Raw genomic sequence first — 13,177 nt, forward strand, 5'->3', positions numbered from 1 at the left:
AAGCCATAACTACTTTCTTCAAACAAATTGGGCGTAAAAAGAAATTATTGAGAGCTAGGCTCACTGATAAATTTCAAATTGTCAGTGAACCTAATTTCGGATTTTGAAGTGTAATGGCTATAGGACAAAATCAATATCGTTATTATAAGAAGAGTCAATTAGTTGATTTAAAACAAATCTTATTCTTTAAAGCACTAGGTCTAAGTCTTGATGATATCAAAACGATACTTAATTGTGATGACTATGCACAAATCGATACCCTTGTTGGTAATAGAAATAAACTGACAGAAAAAATCAAGTACCTTCAAGATCTGGTAGAAAACTGTCAGGCTACAATTCAACATTGCAGAGGTAAAATAATCATGCGTGATAAAGAGTTATTTTCAGGGTTTGATGCTGAAAAGCAACAAGTTTATGAAGACTATCTTACTGCTAGAGGAGTTAGCCAAGAGACTCTTGATGAGTCTTGGAAGAAAGTAACCAACCATACAAAACAGCAAAAAGAAGATCTTCATAAGCAGTGCAATGAGATAACCGCTAAATTGGCAGAATGCGTAAAAAAGCAAATGCCAGCTCAAAGTACTGAAGTTCAGCAGCTAATCGCAAAGCATTATGATTGGGTATGCGAGTACTGGACACCTAATCGGGAAACTTACAAAGGTTTAGCTTCAATGTATGGAGAATACAATGAGTTTTCTTCATTTTACCAAGGCTATCATAAAGACATGGTGGCGTTTTTGCAGCAAGCAATGACTTATTATGCAGATACAAAATTGAAGTAGTTCAATATTAACTGCTAATCACTAACAATGCTCAGCTGAGTGGTTAGAGATTAGTAGCTTCAATAGACATTTTTGTCCCAAAAATACAACATATACATTGCCGTTTAGTCTCAAGTAATGAAAAATCGATGTTAAAGGTAAGCTTTAAGAGAGGGAAGATAAATGAGAGTATTAATTGTTGGTGCTTATGGAACCATCGGGAAGTATGTAACTCAAGAACTGAGGCGGGATACAGATATAGTTACAGCAAGTTATTCACAAGGTGACCTACATGTAGATTTAAACTCTGTTGATTCTATCAATGCGATGTATGATAAGGTAAATCTGGAATTAGATGCTGTCGTATGCGTTGCTTCAAGAGGGGTGGTTTTAAAGCACCTAACTGACATGCGAGTGACAGACTATCATGAAAGCTTACAACAGAAGTTTTTTGGTCAAATTCAATTGGTTTTGGCGGGCATAGACAAGGTTAAAGAAGGAGGATCTTTTACCCTTACTACAGGAATTATGAATAGAGATTTTATCAAACATGGCTCTGCTCCAGCCATTGTAAATAGTGCAGTGGAGGGATTTGTAAGATCTGCTTGCCTAGAGATGCCAAAAAAATTAAGGTTAAACGCGGTTTCTCCTGCATTGCTTGAGGACTCTGTTGAGGCCTATGCCGATTATTGTCCTGGCTATGAGCCAGTATCAGGTCAAAAAGTGGCTCGTTCTTACCGAAGAAGCGTTTACGGGATCCAAACAGGACAAATATTTTGTCCGGAATAAATTATCTCAAAAACCCATACATTAAAGCCTTGCAGTTGATTTTCGAGCTGTTGCGACACGAAATGTTATGCTGAAGCTTCTAGACGAGAAAAACGTTTCAAAAATTCGCGGCTTCAATGGAAAATAAATATTATCGAGCAAGTAAATTCTGCATGGCGTGATTTACACGAAGATATTTGCCCTTAAGTACGATCGTTTGGATGCCGCGAACAAACCGCATCACGTAGGGCGGCGGGATGAATTGTCAACAGTCCTAGCTTTTTTTCTCTGCTTGTAAGTGTTGATATTTATGCAACAAGCGCTCAACCTCCGCCATATAGAAACGAGTTTCTTCATGAGCTGGCATGTTTTCACTTTCAGCAGTAATTCGCAAATTTATATCATCCAGCCAGTTGGTTAGTACTTTTATTTTTTCATCCACACTTAACTCATCGTCTAACTCCACCTCTCTAGGGGTTGTGTAAAACTTAACTGGATTTGCAATTTTGTCCTTTGCTGTAATCATTCCATTGTCCTATTGATAACGTTAGCGATTACTTTAATTTTAGCTGAAAATCTGGATTTATTTCTTAATTCCACCGATTAAAGCCCATTTCAGGGCTTGTTTAGAGCTTAAATTAACCTTGGTGACGCAACGTTCCGGCACGTACACCGTAAACCCGCCAAGCTGATAACTCATAGGGAGATAAACAGAAATCCAACCCTCTTTACCTATCCCCTTTGGCGCATTGTCAAATTCTTTTCGAGTTACAATGCCAAGCATTCTAAAATTTAGTTCTTCAAATTCAACCATGACCACTTCTTCTCCTCCAGGGGTGGAAGGCTTGGTTAAATACTTAACAATTGATTGTAATGAGTCGTAAATCTCACCAATAACAGGTAATTTACTGATAAATCGGTTTAACAAGTCGTTAATATAGCGAGTAATATAGATTTGAAGCAGAAGCCCAAAGGTAAACACTAAAACTAGGGCGGCAATTAATCCCATACCAGGAAAGTAAAAGCCTCCCAAAATTAATTTCAAGGCTTCGCCAAATGTAATTTCAATGTTTTTCAATAACCAGAAGAAAAAATAGAGCGTTAAATACAAAGGAAGTAAAGTAAACAACCCTTTCCAAAATATTGATGATAACTTTCCTTGCATTTTCATGACCTATTCCTTGTTTTTATTCGGCTGCAAAGCTCGATGCTGGTTTGTTTGTTGCTTCAGTTATTTATATTCTTCCAATGGCTCTTGATCTGGGAATATCTCAGCCAGTGAAACGGAAAAACCGTCTTCACGGACAATTCTGGCATGAGATCGCTGAAGCTGTCGTGGTTCATCTACCCCGCAAGAATGGCAAAGAATGGCAATTTCATGTGCCATATTGTTGGCATAATTATAAACCCGCATGGCTTTATTTTTACTAACTAAACCGCGTTGCAAGCGAGGATCGTGCGTTGTAATGCCTGTAGGACAGGTATTATTGTGACATTTCATCGCTTGAATGCAGCCTAAGGCAAACATGAAGCCACGAGCAGAATTTACGAAATCAGCGCCAGCACACAATGCCCAAGCTACTTCGGCCGGCGTGATTAATTTCCCACTGGCAATAATTTTGATTCTATCGCGTAGATTATAGAGTACCAAAATATCCACGAGCCTTGGCAACGATTCTTGGATCGGGATGCCCATATAATCCATGAGTCCTTGAGGTGATGCCCCCGTCCCTCCATCGGCGCTATCGAGTGAGATGAAATCAGGGGCATGCGTAATGCCTCGTTTGTGAATCGCTAAGCATAAATCGTGTACCCAATCATAACTTCCGAGGACAAATTTACAGCCCACTGGTTTGCCAGTGATGTCACGAATGTGCTGGATTTGATCTAATAGTTCTTCAACATTGCTGATATCGACATGTCGATTAGGACTAATTGAATCTACTCCTTCAGGGATACCGCGAATTTCAGCGACTTCTTTACTTACTTTAACCGCAGGCAAGATCCCGCCTTTTCCGGGTTTGGCCCCTTGACTCAGTTTAATTTCAAACATTTTGATAGAATCTTTTTCGGCCCAAAATTTTAATTTTTCATCGGATAAAAGACCATTGGCGTCCCTAAAACCATACTTTGCTGTACCAATCTGCGCGACCAAATCACAGCCATATTCTAGATGATAAGGAGATACTCCTCCTTCCCCCGTATTAAGCCAACACCCCGCCATTTTAGCACCTTTGGATAACGCTAAAATGGCGGGTTTTGAAATCGACCCATAGCTCATAGCGGAAATATTATATATATGAGTCGAGGTGTAAGGTGTTTCACAATACGGTCCTATTGTGATCGGTCGAATAGCCGCCTCATCGCGAGCAAGCGGCGGAAAAGGAGCACTCACGAAATAAACGTCACCGGTATTGTGTAAGGGACGAGTTGACCCAAATCCAACGGTGGTGTCGACATTTTTAGCCGCACGATAAACCCAACTTCGCTCGGCTCGATTGAATGGCAATTCCTCACGGTCGCCGGCGAAAAGATACTGTCTTAAATACTCCCCTAAAAACTCACCAATATATCGAAAATGGCCAATGATAGGGTAATTTCGTAAGATGGTATGGCGCTTTTGGGTTCTATCCCAAATGTATAAAGTAAACAAAAATAAAATGATACTGATGCCAATAATTAACCACAACAGTTCATCGAATTCCCAGGCCCTTAAAATGAAAATATCACTTGGTTTTAACTGAATAGAATCCACTTTGTATCCTTTTTTCGTAGAGGATGCTCTTTCTTATCATCTTACCGCTAGCCTCATTATAAATATACCCGTGATTTTTCAAAATGTGTGATTGATGCTTTTTCTTTTTCGCCCTGCCGCATTTTAAAAAACTCGCAAGGGAATGAGCCATTACTCGCTTTTTAAAATGCAACAGGACAAAAAATAAAGGCACTAAAAACACGCATTTTGAAAGATCACGGGTATATGCCCCGCTAATTTTTCATACCAAAATCGATTTCTCTCAGTGGTATATACTTATTAATAGAAGATAAAAATACAGGAGGCATAGTCATGACTATAAATACTTCATTAGCAAATCACTTGTTGATTGCTATGCCTTCATTGAATGATCCAAATTTCAAAAAGTCAGTGGTGTACGTTTGTGAACATCACGTACAAGGATCGGTAGGCCTAATTATTAATCGTCCATTAGAGTTTCCATTGGGATTTGTATTCGATCAATTGCATATTGAGGCCAAGAAAAATGAGCAAAACGATATGCCTTTGTTGTATGGTGGGCCCATCCAACCCGATAGAGGATTTGTTATCCATAGACCCTTTGGTCATTGGCGTTCAAGTCTTTCTCTACGAGACGACGTGACGGTCACCACCTCGAATGATATTATTCGAGCCATTGCTGATGACCATGGTCCTAAGGATGTTCTAGTGACCTTGGGTTATACCTTATGGAATGAGAATCAATTGGAACAAGAAATGCTTGATAATGTGTGGCTGGTTTGCCCCTTTAATCCCGAAATTGTGTATGATGTACCGTTTGAAGATCGCTGGCTTTATGCAGGAGCAAGCATTGGGGTTGATATGAGACTATTAACGTCTGGTTCTGGTCATGCCTGAAGGCGTTTTTCTTGGTTTTGATTTTGGTTTTAAACGAATTGGAGTGGCGGTTGGTCAGCGGTTAACGGCCAGCGCTTCACCTTTGCCTACATTACCTGCCACACAAGGCAATCCTGATTGGATAAAACTCGAATTATTAATCAATCAATGGCGGCCTAACGCTTTGATTGTAGGATTGCCCAAAACCATCGATAACGAAGAACTATACACAACCGCTGCAAGCCGCCGATTTGCTAAGCAACTAAACAAACGTTTTTCCCTGCCCGTTTATCTTGAAGATGAACGGCTATCAACCAAAGAAGCGCGAGCTTATTTATTTGAAAAAGGGGGGTATCGTAAGTTGAGCCAGGCAGAAATTGACAGCATCGCTGCCTGCATTATTTTAGAGCAATGGTTGCAACATTCTTAACGTTTCCTTCTTTGCACATCCTAGGGGCACGTAAAGTCTAGTGCCTTTTCTTGTAAATACGTTTTCTAATGTGTGTCGTCTCGGAATTTAGTGCCGCTTAGCGAGTTTACGAGCTAAGCAGCACTTGCCTCGTGAAGAAATCATCCATGATGTTGAGCCTTCAGAAGGGCAGTGCGAATACGGCTGTGAAAAAAGAGAACTGGTGAAGAAGTCAGTGAGCAGTTGGAAGTCATTCCAGCTAGCATCAAAGTTATTGCTCACATCCGACCTAAATATGCGTGTAACCTTTCTTTTGCTGAGCTCGTTAAAATCGCTAAAACGACAGGTAAAAGTCAATTAAGCCTTTGCCTATATTAAAAAATCTACGCTATTGAAAAACAAGCCAAAGCGATGGGGCTCAACCCTGAACAACGTCAGGCATTCAGACTTGAAAAAGCAAGCCCCCTATTGGATGAGCTCTTTGCCTGGGTGAAGAAAACCTTAAAAACCGCAACAGTTTGGGCGACATCATCTGGTTTAGTCCTTTTTTCTTCTTTTTCACCCTTTTTTCAGGCTCATTTTGTATTGGAAGAGACTTCCTGAAACTCTATTCTATGTGCTCTTTATTACGCTGCAAGATCATACTGCTGTAATATTTTTTGTGCAGAAGGGGAAGTCAAGTAGTCATAGAATGATTTTGCTGCTGGATTTTTACTTCCTTGATTCAATAAAATCACCTTCTGGGTAATCGGTGTGTATAGATTTTGAGGGACAATCAAAACCGATTTTTGGTTAGGAACATTGGATTGCTCTTTTAAGTGGATTAGTTGAGCTTTGCTAACAAAGCCTGCATCTGCTTTGCCGTCGATGATTGTTATAAGAGCATCATGAGCATTATCAGCTATAATTAGATTTGGTTGTAAATTCTGCCATACGTTTAATTTATTTAATACCTCTTTGGCTGCAAAGCCAAATGGTGCATGATCCGGGTTAGACATCACTAAGGTTTTGGAATATTTATGCAAAAATTCTTTTATGTCTGCGTTTTGTATATTAGTATTAGGCGCCCATAAAACCAACACACCTCGAGCGATTGTTTCGATATTTTTCGAGTCGGCTAGGTTTGATTGTATAAGCCGATCAGCATATTGATTATTTGCAGGAATAAATATATCAATTGCCGCATGGTTAAGAATATTTTTGTATAGTTTTTCTGAGGCATCAGAATAAACTTTAATTTTATTATTAGTTTCCCTCTCATATTGCTTTGCAATCTTTTTTATCACTAAAGATATATTGCTAGCGGAGGCAACATTAATATATTGAGTGGGGGCAGCATAAGTTTGGGTAATGAATATAAAGCAAGTCAATAATAAAATATTGCGAAGGCTTGTTTTGAACATATTATACGCTCCTTGTATTCAGTTTAGTAAGGACAAAAATCTAAAATCCTAGGGGCTGTTGACAATTCATCCCACCTCTCTACGTGCCGCGGCTTGTCCGCGGCATCCAAACGATCTTGCTTAACGGCAAATATCTTCGTATAAATCACGCCATTCTGAATTTACTTGCTCGATAATATTTATTTTCCATTGACGCGGCCAATTTTTGAAACGTTTTTCACGTCTAGCAGCCTCAACATAGCGTTGGTGCGCCTCATAAAAGACCAATATGTTTATATTATACATGGCTGTAAAACTGGGAGCGATCTTATTTTTATGTTCCCAAACACGCTTGATCAAATCGACGGTGGAGCCAACGTAAAGGGTCCCATTACGCTTGCTTGCCATGACATAAACGTAAAATGATTTCATCCCGCTTCCTTGTTTAATATTGGACTCACAGGAATAATATCACTAGATATCGTCATTACATAGATAGCCACATGCAGGAACAGGCCATCGCAATCACCGAAGCATAGTTGCGTTTCAATTTATCATATCGTGTCGCAACGGCTCGAAAATGTTTAAGACGTGCAAACACATTTTCTACCAAATGCCGATATTTGTATAAACGCCAGTCAATATCTGCATTACCAGTTCTAGAGTTCTGTTTTCATGGGATATTAGCTACGGCACCTTTTTCTCTGATTTGTTCACGAATATCTTCGCTATCATAGCCCTTGTCGGCAATGACATAAGCAGATCTTGGTAACTTTAAAATCAATTCCGGAGCGCCTTTTGCATCATGCACTTCACCTCCTGTCAGTTGAAATTCAATGGGTAATTCATATGAATCAACGGCCATGTGAATTTTGGTTGTGTTCCCGCCTCTGGATTTACCGATGGCCTCGTTTTCGACACTGCAAGCACCTGTACTGTGTTGATGAGCACGAACAATACTACCATCAATGAATTCCCATTCAAGATCTGGCTCTTGCACAAGTCCTTTAAAAAATTTTCATCAATTTGTTTTTTATCGACCAACGGTTAAACTGCTGGTAAATTGAATTCCAGCATCCAAATTCTGCTGGTAGGTCTCGCCATGGGCAGCCAACACGCATACGATATAACATGCCTTCAATGATCATTCGTAGATTAGGCTTGTCATAAATCCTTTGTTGTAGCATAACATTCCTCAGCTTTGACCATAGCTCGTCACTGAGCATAATTTTTGGCATCACAAACTCGTTTTATGACTGGTTAGGACCGTTATAATATGAGTTTGCACCTCTTAATCAATGAATTACCAAATAATTTAAACGCAGGCGTCATACTGAGCATCGTTTGGATGCCGCGGACAAGCCGCGGCACGTAGGGCGGCGGGATGAGTTGTCAACAGCCCCTAGTGATTTTTTCTCACATATGAAGTGTTTTATAGACAAATTATATTCATCGCATAAAATATTGTAACATTTTCTGCAGAGAACAAACGCATGCAACATTTTCTTGAAATCAGTCAGTTATCTCGGCACGATGCGGAATCTTTAATTCAAAATGCTTTAAATTTTAAGAAAAATGGCACATATCCTTCTTATTCGCAATTTACAGCCGCGAATTTATTTTATGAAAACAGTACTCGCACGCAAGTGAGCTTTGAACTGGCGGCAAACCACTTAAAAATACCCGTCATTAATTTGGATTTGCAACGTTCTTCAGAGCGCAAAGGAGAGGCAATTGTAGACACGGTCAAAACGTTATCTGCAATGGGTATTTCTGTTTTTATTGTTCGACATTCTCAAGATGGATTACCGCAGGATTTAGCTTCTAAAATGCCAAAACACGTTCATATCATCAACGCCGGAGATGGTCAACACGCGCATCCGAGTCAAGCGATTTTAGATATGGTCACCATTGTTGAGCATAAGCCTGATTTGAGCCAATTAAAGATAGCGGTAGTTGGGGATATTCTTCATTCGCGAGTTGCCAACTCATTTCAATGCCTTTGTTCCCTTTTGGGGGTAGGCGAGTTGTCATTGATTGCGCCTGAACTATGGCAGCCCAGAGCAACTCACTTTGGACGAGTTACCACTTCACTCAAAGATGGATTGCAAGATGCGGATGTGATTATGTGTCTTCGTGTGCAGCAAGAACGGTTAAACGCAGAAGAAAATCTAGATGTAGCCGAATACCGCAAGCATTTTGCGCTGACTCCAAGCGCATTAAAACTGGCTAAACCCGATGCAATGGTCATGCACCCAGGACCAATGAATCGCGGGGTTGAAATTGATAATGAAGTGGCGGATGGCCCACAGTCATTTATTTTTAAACAAGTTCAAAATGGTATTTTTGCGCGTATGGCCATTTTACAAGCGGTATTATACTGAGACTAAAATTATACCCAATAACGATTCATCATTCTTATTCTCATCATGGCCGCCTAGGTAGTGACCAACGTTTGTTTAAAAGACAAGGCCAGTTGCAAGTCTTGCAGAAGAACCGCCTCCGAATTGCGTCTATCAGCAATGGTTCTAGAGACTTTCAATAAGCGATGGAACGCTCTTGCAGAAAGCTTTAATTGACTCAACGCCTGAGTTAAAAAGGCTTGTTCTTGATCGCCCAGAGCGCAGACGGTTTCACAATCTTTTGCAGATAATTTCGCGTTAATACATCCTTGTCGTTTAAGTTGCTTCTCTCGAATCAACGCTACCTTTTCACGAATCTTGACACTTAGTCCTGATGGATTTTGATTGGGTTTAATGAGTTCTTCTTCACTTAATGCTTGGACAGTCAGTTGCATATCAATGCGGTCGAGCAAAGGGCCAGACAGTTTTGCTAAATAGCGATTAATACGTTCAGGGCTGCAAAGGCAATTTCCTTTAGGATTACCCCAATGGCCGCATGGACAGGGATTCATAGCAGCAATCAGTTGAAATTGTGCTGGAAACTCCATTTGGCATGCCGCTCTTGAAATACAAATATGGCCTGACTCTAAGGGTTCTCTTAAGGTTTCTAATACATGACGATGATATTCTGGCAGCTCGTCTAGAAACAAAACACCATGATGCGCTAATGAAATTTCTCCAGGTTTAGGTGGGTTCCCGCCGCCAACGAGGGCTACTGGCGAAGCAGTATGATGCGGTGCGCGAAAAGGGGGCTGGCGCCAGTGGATGTAATTAGATAGCTTACCGCGAATTGAACGAATAGCTGCGCATTCCAGAGCTTCATCTTCTGATAGCTCCGGCAGTAAAGTACTAAATCTAGAAGCCAGCATGGTTTTCCCACTTCCAGGTGGGCCGCTTAATAAAATACTATGCCCTCCGCAAGCAGCGATTTCTAATGCGTTCTTAGCATGCTCCTGGCCTTTGATTTCTGACCAATCGATTTGAGCATCATCGCGCGTGATCACCGGTCTTGCTGGTAGTTCCATTAACGCGGTACTTTGGCACAAATAACTACATACTTCTCGAAGATTATTAGCCGCTAATACATTGCTTTTGTTGGCTAATGAAGCTTCTTCAGCATTAGACTCAGCAATAATTAACTGCTGATGCTCACGTTTGCTTGCTAAAACAATAGGTATAATACCTGAAACGCCTCTGAGGCATCCGTTAAGCGCTAATTCAGCTATGAATTCATGAGAGTCCAATTTATCAAGGGGTAATTGCCCTGAAGCGGCCAGGATGCCAATAGCGATTGGCAGATCAAAACCGCTTCCACTTTTAGGCAAATCCGCAGGCGCAAGATTCACAGTAATTTTACGATAAGGAAATTCGAAATGGCTCGTGAGTATTGCGCTTCGTACGCGATCTTTACTTTCTTTAACCGCCGTTTCAGGCAGCCCGACAATCGTGAAGGATGGTAGCCCGTTTGATAAATGAACTTCTACGGAGACGGACTGCGCATGGATGCCTAATGCGCTGCGGGTTTTGGTAATGGCTAGATTCATAATGATTCTCTGCTTCCCTGGTTGGACCATTGGCATTCTAACGAATCAAAATATATGAGTACAGTAAAATTTATACCCATTCCACCTGAAGATACTGGATTTTCGCTATCAATTTTTTCGCCTTGCCGCATTTAAAAAAACTCGCAGGGGAATGAGCCATTACTCGCTTTTTAAAATGCGACAGGCCAAAAAATAAAGGCGCCTAAAAACTCGCATTTTGAACGATCAAGGTAACAATGAGAACACTATTTAGATTTTTTTTTCGAAAGCACGTCAATTTGTTTTTGTAGAGCTTCTACTTTCTCGCGAGTACGCAACAAAACTTTAACTTGCACATCAAATTCTTCGCGTGTTACTAGATCCAGTCGTTTAAAAGCCGATTTTAAGATTTCTTGAAACTTCTGTTGGATATCCTTTTCTACTTCCTGTAAGCTGCTTGGCAAAGCTGCGTAGAGTTTTTTGGCTAATTCATCGAAATCTTTTGGTTCAAACATGACTGCTCCCTATACCGTTTTGACTTTATTGAAAGTCTAGCAGAGTTCACTGTTAACGGCTATGGGATTTCAAATTACCTTTGTTGAGTTGATGCTATGAAAATGATTATGGCTATTATTAAACCGTTCAAATTAGACGATGTTCATGAGGCGTTAATGGAAATTGGTGTTCCTGGGATTACCATCTCAGAAACCAGAGGATTTGGTCGTCAAAAAGGACATACCGAGTTGTACCGCGGTGCAGAGTATGTGGTTGATTTTTTGCCCAAAATTAAAATTGAATTGGCGTTGCCAGACGATATGATTGAAGCCGCCATCGATGCAATCTGTAAGTCCGCGTATACGGGTAAAATTGGTGACGGCAAACTATTTGTCTATGATCTACAGCACGTAGTCCGAGTTCGAACCGGCGAGGTCGATAAAGACGCATTAACCTAGGACGCTGCTAATCGTTGCATGATAAAATCCCACTCGTTAGAGCCTACTGGCATGACTGAGAGGCGGTTGCCCTTGCGTAGTAAAGTCATCCCTTGAAGCTCAGGATGTTTTTTTAGCTCATTTAATGAAATGAGTTTTGGAAATTTTTCTTTAAATTGCACATCCACCATAAACCATCTCGGATTATCGGGCGTACTATTCACATCGGGATGCTCGCTGTTTGGGTCAAAGGCCGTATGATCCGGATAGGCGTTACTGATAACTTTAGCAATCCCTGCAATCCCGGGAGGATTGCAATTTGAGTGATAAAAAAACACAAGATCGCCAATGTTCATATCATCCCGCATAAAATTACGGGCTTGATAATTTCGTACGCCATCCCAAGCCGATGTTTGATTGGGAGATGCTTTTAGGTCATCTATGCTAAAACAAGAAGGTTCTGATTTCATTAACCAATATTGGGTCATGGTTCGCTCCAATAAATTTTTTGTTCAGTGATTACAACTGCCAAGGGGATATCCCAAGGATCAGGTTGTATAAATTCTACTTTTTGAGTCTCAAAGGCAACTCCTGCAGTAAGTTGCAGTTCCTTTTGGGATAGGGTTCGATCGTAATATCCCGCTCCCATCCCTAGGCGAGTGCCACGTTCATCAAATCCAAGTAATGGCATAAAAATTATATCCAGCTCTTCAGGCTTGGCTTGATAAGCCAAGTCAATGATTGGTTCATTAATATTAAAACGATTTTTAACCCATTTTGTCCTGGTATCCGCTGGAAGAAAAGCTAGTGTTAAATCAGGTTGTAAGACAGGAAAGTAACACGTTTTATTTTGATGTTGAGCAAATTGCCAAAGTTCATCTAGGTTAACCTCTCCCGAAATAGCGTTGTATAACGCGATGTTCGTTGCCCGCTTAAATGCGGCTAGATGTTTAACCTGGCTGCAAATCTGATGAGAACGTTTATCTTGCTCATCTTTAGGTAAAAGATTCCGCAATTTTTTTAATTCTTTTCTAAGTTCGGCTTTTGATTGGTTGCTCATAATATAAAGAGTGTTCATAGCAAGGTGAAGCGATATTTATTTTGCTGAGTAATCCCGCCATGAGTGATCTGTTCGGAAGCACGAATTGCTGTGGAACTTATTTTTCTTGATTATCACAAAGATATATTTCATATTGCAAGAGAAATCCTTTTTTTGGCCCAAGTCGGTCTTTTCGCATTAATTTTTTTTAAAAAAACTAGGCAAATCGTAAAATTTAAGGTATATACGCTTCGCCTGTAACGATTGTTTATGGGAATACCTAGGGGAATACCCCCTAGTTTAAGGTTTCGCGACTCTGATAAGCATGAATCAGCAGCGAAGTTTAATTGC

16 protein-coding genes and 2 pseudogenes are annotated in these 13,177 nt (G+C 40.4%); 8 read left to right on the plus strand and 10 right to left on the minus strand.

All coding sequences use genetic code 11. The features are described 5' to 3' along the window. Positions 1–113: 113 nt before the first annotated feature. The gene (locus tag E1O47_RS00745) at positions 114–782 is read left to right on the plus strand and encodes a MerR family transcriptional regulator (protein ID WP_133129367.1); all 669 of its coding nucleotides are present in this window, start codon (positions 114–116) and stop codon (positions 780–782) included. Positions 783–944: 162 nt separating this feature from the next. Beyond that, positions 945–1,550 carry a short chain dehydrogenase gene (locus tag E1O47_RS00750; RefSeq protein WP_133129368.1) on the plus strand — a complete coding sequence of 202 codons (606 nt, stop codon included), beginning with the start codon at positions 945–947 and terminating at the stop codon, positions 1,548–1,550. 253 nt (positions 1,551–1,803) lie between these two features. On the opposite strand, the gene E1O47_RS00760 is transcribed toward E1O47_RS00750, so the two are convergent. From E1O47_RS00760 to E1O47_RS00770, 3 genes are read right to left on the minus strand one after another with little or no spacing between them, the layout of a single operon-like run. Next, positions 1,804–2,055: a hypothetical protein gene (locus E1O47_RS00760; protein ID WP_133129369.1), complete on the minus strand. Its 252-nt coding sequence runs from the start codon at positions 2,053–2,055 to the stop codon at positions 1,804–1,806. Positions 2,056–2,112: 57 nt separating this feature from the next. Continuing rightward, a complete protein-coding gene (locus tag E1O47_RS00765; protein ID WP_133129370.1) occupies positions 2,113–2,700 on the minus strand; it encodes a DUF502 domain-containing protein in 588 nt (195 codons plus the stop codon). Between the two features lie 60 nt (positions 2,701–2,760). Next, positions 2,761–4,284 (minus strand): FMN-binding glutamate synthase family protein, encoded by a 1,524-nt coding sequence (locus tag E1O47_RS00770; protein ID WP_242601948.1) that lies wholly within the window; start codon positions 4,282–4,284, stop codon positions 2,761–2,763. 312 nt (positions 4,285–4,596) lie between these two features. Here E1O47_RS00770 and E1O47_RS00775 point away from each other — a divergent pair, with 312 nt between their 5' ends. From E1O47_RS00775 to E1O47_RS12660, 4 genes and pseudogenes are all read left to right on the plus strand, one after another. Further along, complete coding sequence (locus E1O47_RS00775) at positions 4,597–5,160, plus strand: YqgE/AlgH family protein (RefSeq protein WP_133129371.1); 564 nt, start codon at positions 4,597–4,599, stop codon at positions 5,158–5,160. Beyond that, a complete protein-coding gene (gene ruvX, locus E1O47_RS00780; RefSeq protein ID WP_133129372.1) occupies positions 5,153–5,569 on the plus strand; it encodes a Holliday junction resolvase RuvX in 417 nt (138 codons plus the stop codon). The genes E1O47_RS00775 and ruvX overlap by 8 nt, the downstream gene beginning before the upstream one ends. 124 nt (positions 5,570–5,693) lie before the next feature. Further along, positions 5,694–5,851, plus strand: a pseudogene (locus tag E1O47_RS12655) (IS66 family transposase zinc-finger binding domain-containing protein); the annotation flags it as partial. Between the two features lie 87 nt (positions 5,852–5,938). Then, positions 5,939–6,151, plus strand: a complete 213-nt coding sequence (locus E1O47_RS12660; RefSeq protein WP_423202746.1) for a hypothetical protein — start codon at positions 5,939–5,941, stop codon at positions 6,149–6,151. Positions 6,152–6,174: 23 nt separating this feature from the next. Here the strand turns inward: E1O47_RS12660 and modA are convergent, their stop codons facing one another. The 3 genes and pseudogenes from modA to E1O47_RS00800 all read right to left on the minus strand — a co-directional run bounded on the left by modA (position 6,175) and on the right by E1O47_RS00800 (position 8,168). Then, positions 6,175–6,951, minus strand: coding sequence for a molybdate ABC transporter substrate-binding protein (modA, locus tag E1O47_RS00790; RefSeq protein WP_133129373.1), 777 nt, complete (start codon positions 6,949–6,951; stop codon positions 6,175–6,177). Positions 6,952–7,071: 120 nt separating this feature from the next. Beyond that, positions 7,072–7,362, minus strand: coding sequence for a GIY-YIG nuclease family protein (locus E1O47_RS00795; protein ID WP_133129374.1), 291 nt, complete (start codon positions 7,360–7,362; stop codon positions 7,072–7,074). Positions 7,363–7,417: 55 nt separating this feature from the next. After that, positions 7,418–8,168 (minus strand): annotated as a pseudogene (locus tag E1O47_RS00800) (IS5 family transposase). A gap of 255 nt (positions 8,169–8,423) precedes the next feature. On the opposite strand from E1O47_RS00800, the gene E1O47_RS00805 reads away from it, so the two are divergent. Then, a complete protein-coding gene (locus tag E1O47_RS00805; protein WP_133129375.1) occupies positions 8,424–9,314 on the plus strand; it encodes an aspartate carbamoyltransferase catalytic subunit in 891 nt (296 codons plus the stop codon). Positions 9,315–9,367: 53 nt separating this feature from the next. Here E1O47_RS00805 and E1O47_RS00810 read toward each other — a convergent pair whose 3' ends face one another. Both E1O47_RS00810 and E1O47_RS00815 read right to left on the minus strand, forming a co-directional pair. Then, positions 9,368–10,876 (minus strand): YifB family Mg chelatase-like AAA ATPase, encoded by a 1,509-nt coding sequence (locus E1O47_RS00810; RefSeq protein WP_133129376.1) that lies wholly within the window; start codon positions 10,874–10,876, stop codon positions 9,368–9,370. Positions 10,877–11,121: 245 nt separating this feature from the next. Then, on the minus strand, positions 11,122–11,370 hold the full coding sequence (locus tag E1O47_RS00815; RefSeq protein ID WP_133129377.1) for an accessory factor UbiK family protein: 249 nt from the start codon (positions 11,368–11,370) through the stop codon (positions 11,122–11,124). Between the two features lie 96 nt (positions 11,371–11,466). On the opposite strand from E1O47_RS00815, the gene E1O47_RS00820 reads away from it, so the two are divergent. Next, positions 11,467–11,808, plus strand: coding sequence for a P-II family nitrogen regulator (locus tag E1O47_RS00820; RefSeq protein WP_133129378.1), 342 nt, complete (start codon positions 11,467–11,469; stop codon positions 11,806–11,808). Here the strand turns inward: E1O47_RS00820 and E1O47_RS00825 are convergent. Further along, a complete protein-coding gene (locus E1O47_RS00825; protein WP_133129379.1) occupies positions 11,805–12,275 on the minus strand; it encodes an EVE domain-containing protein in 471 nt (156 codons plus the stop codon). The two genes, E1O47_RS00820 and E1O47_RS00825, sit on opposite strands and share 4 nt — an antisense overlap. After that, the gene (locus E1O47_RS00830; protein WP_165475008.1) at positions 12,272–12,847 is read right to left on the minus strand and encodes a 5-formyltetrahydrofolate cyclo-ligase; all 576 of its coding nucleotides are present in this window, start codon (positions 12,845–12,847) and stop codon (positions 12,272–12,274) included. Before E1O47_RS00830 ends, E1O47_RS00825 begins: the two co-directional genes overlap by 4 nt. Positions 12,848–13,177: the final 330 nt, after the last annotated feature.

The organism is Legionella yabuuchiae (assembly GCF_900640115.1).
GTDB classification, from domain to species: domain Bacteria; phylum Pseudomonadota; class Gammaproteobacteria; order Legionellales; family Legionellaceae; genus Legionella_A; species Legionella_A yabuuchiae.

What these genes read in the sequence shown, in the direction of transcription:
- E1O47_RS00745 (WP_133129367.1), top strand. Translation starts at nt 114, where the DNA reads ATGGCTATAGGACAAAATCAATATCGTTATTATAAGAAGAGTCAATTA.
- E1O47_RS00750 (WP_133129368.1), top strand. Translation starts at nt 945, where the DNA reads ATGAGAGTATTAATTGTTGGTGCTTATGGAACCATCGGGAAGTATGTA.
- E1O47_RS00760 (WP_133129369.1), bottom strand. Translation starts at nt 2,055, where the DNA reads ATGATTACAGCAAAGGACAAAATTGCAAATCCAGTTAAGTTTTACACA.
- E1O47_RS00765 (WP_133129370.1), bottom strand. Translation starts at nt 2,700, where the DNA reads ATGAAAATGCAAGGAAAGTTATCATCAATATTTTGGAAAGGGTTGTTT.
- E1O47_RS00775 (WP_133129371.1), top strand. Translation starts at nt 4,597, where the DNA reads ATGACTATAAATACTTCATTAGCAAATCACTTGTTGATTGCTATGCCT.
- ruvX (WP_133129372.1), top strand. Translation starts at nt 5,153, where the DNA reads ATGCCTGAAGGCGTTTTTCTTGGTTTTGATTTTGGTTTTAAACGAATT.
- modA (WP_133129373.1), bottom strand. Translation starts at nt 6,951, where the DNA reads ATGTTCAAAACAAGCCTTCGCAATATTTTATTATTGACTTGCTTTATA.
- E1O47_RS00795 (WP_133129374.1), bottom strand. Translation starts at nt 7,362, where the DNA reads ATGAAATCATTTTACGTTTATGTCATGGCAAGCAAGCGTAATGGGACC.
- E1O47_RS00805 (WP_133129375.1), top strand. Translation starts at nt 8,424, where the DNA reads ATGCAACATTTTCTTGAAATCAGTCAGTTATCTCGGCACGATGCGGAA.
- E1O47_RS00810 (WP_133129376.1), bottom strand. Translation starts at nt 10,876, where the DNA reads ATGAATCTAGCCATTACCAAAACCCGCAGCGCATTAGGCATCCATGCG.
- E1O47_RS00815 (WP_133129377.1), bottom strand. Translation starts at nt 11,370, where the DNA reads ATGTTTGAACCAAAAGATTTCGATGAATTAGCCAAAAAACTCTACGCA.
- E1O47_RS00820 (WP_133129378.1), top strand. Translation starts at nt 11,467, where the DNA reads ATGAAAATGATTATGGCTATTATTAAACCGTTCAAATTAGACGATGTT.
- E1O47_RS00825 (WP_133129379.1), bottom strand. Translation starts at nt 12,275, where the DNA reads ATGACCCAATATTGGTTAATGAAATCAGAACCTTCTTGTTTTAGCATA.
- E1O47_RS00830 (WP_165475008.1), bottom strand. Translation starts at nt 12,847, where the DNA reads ATGAGCAACCAATCAAAAGCCGAACTTAGAAAAGAATTAAAAAAATTG.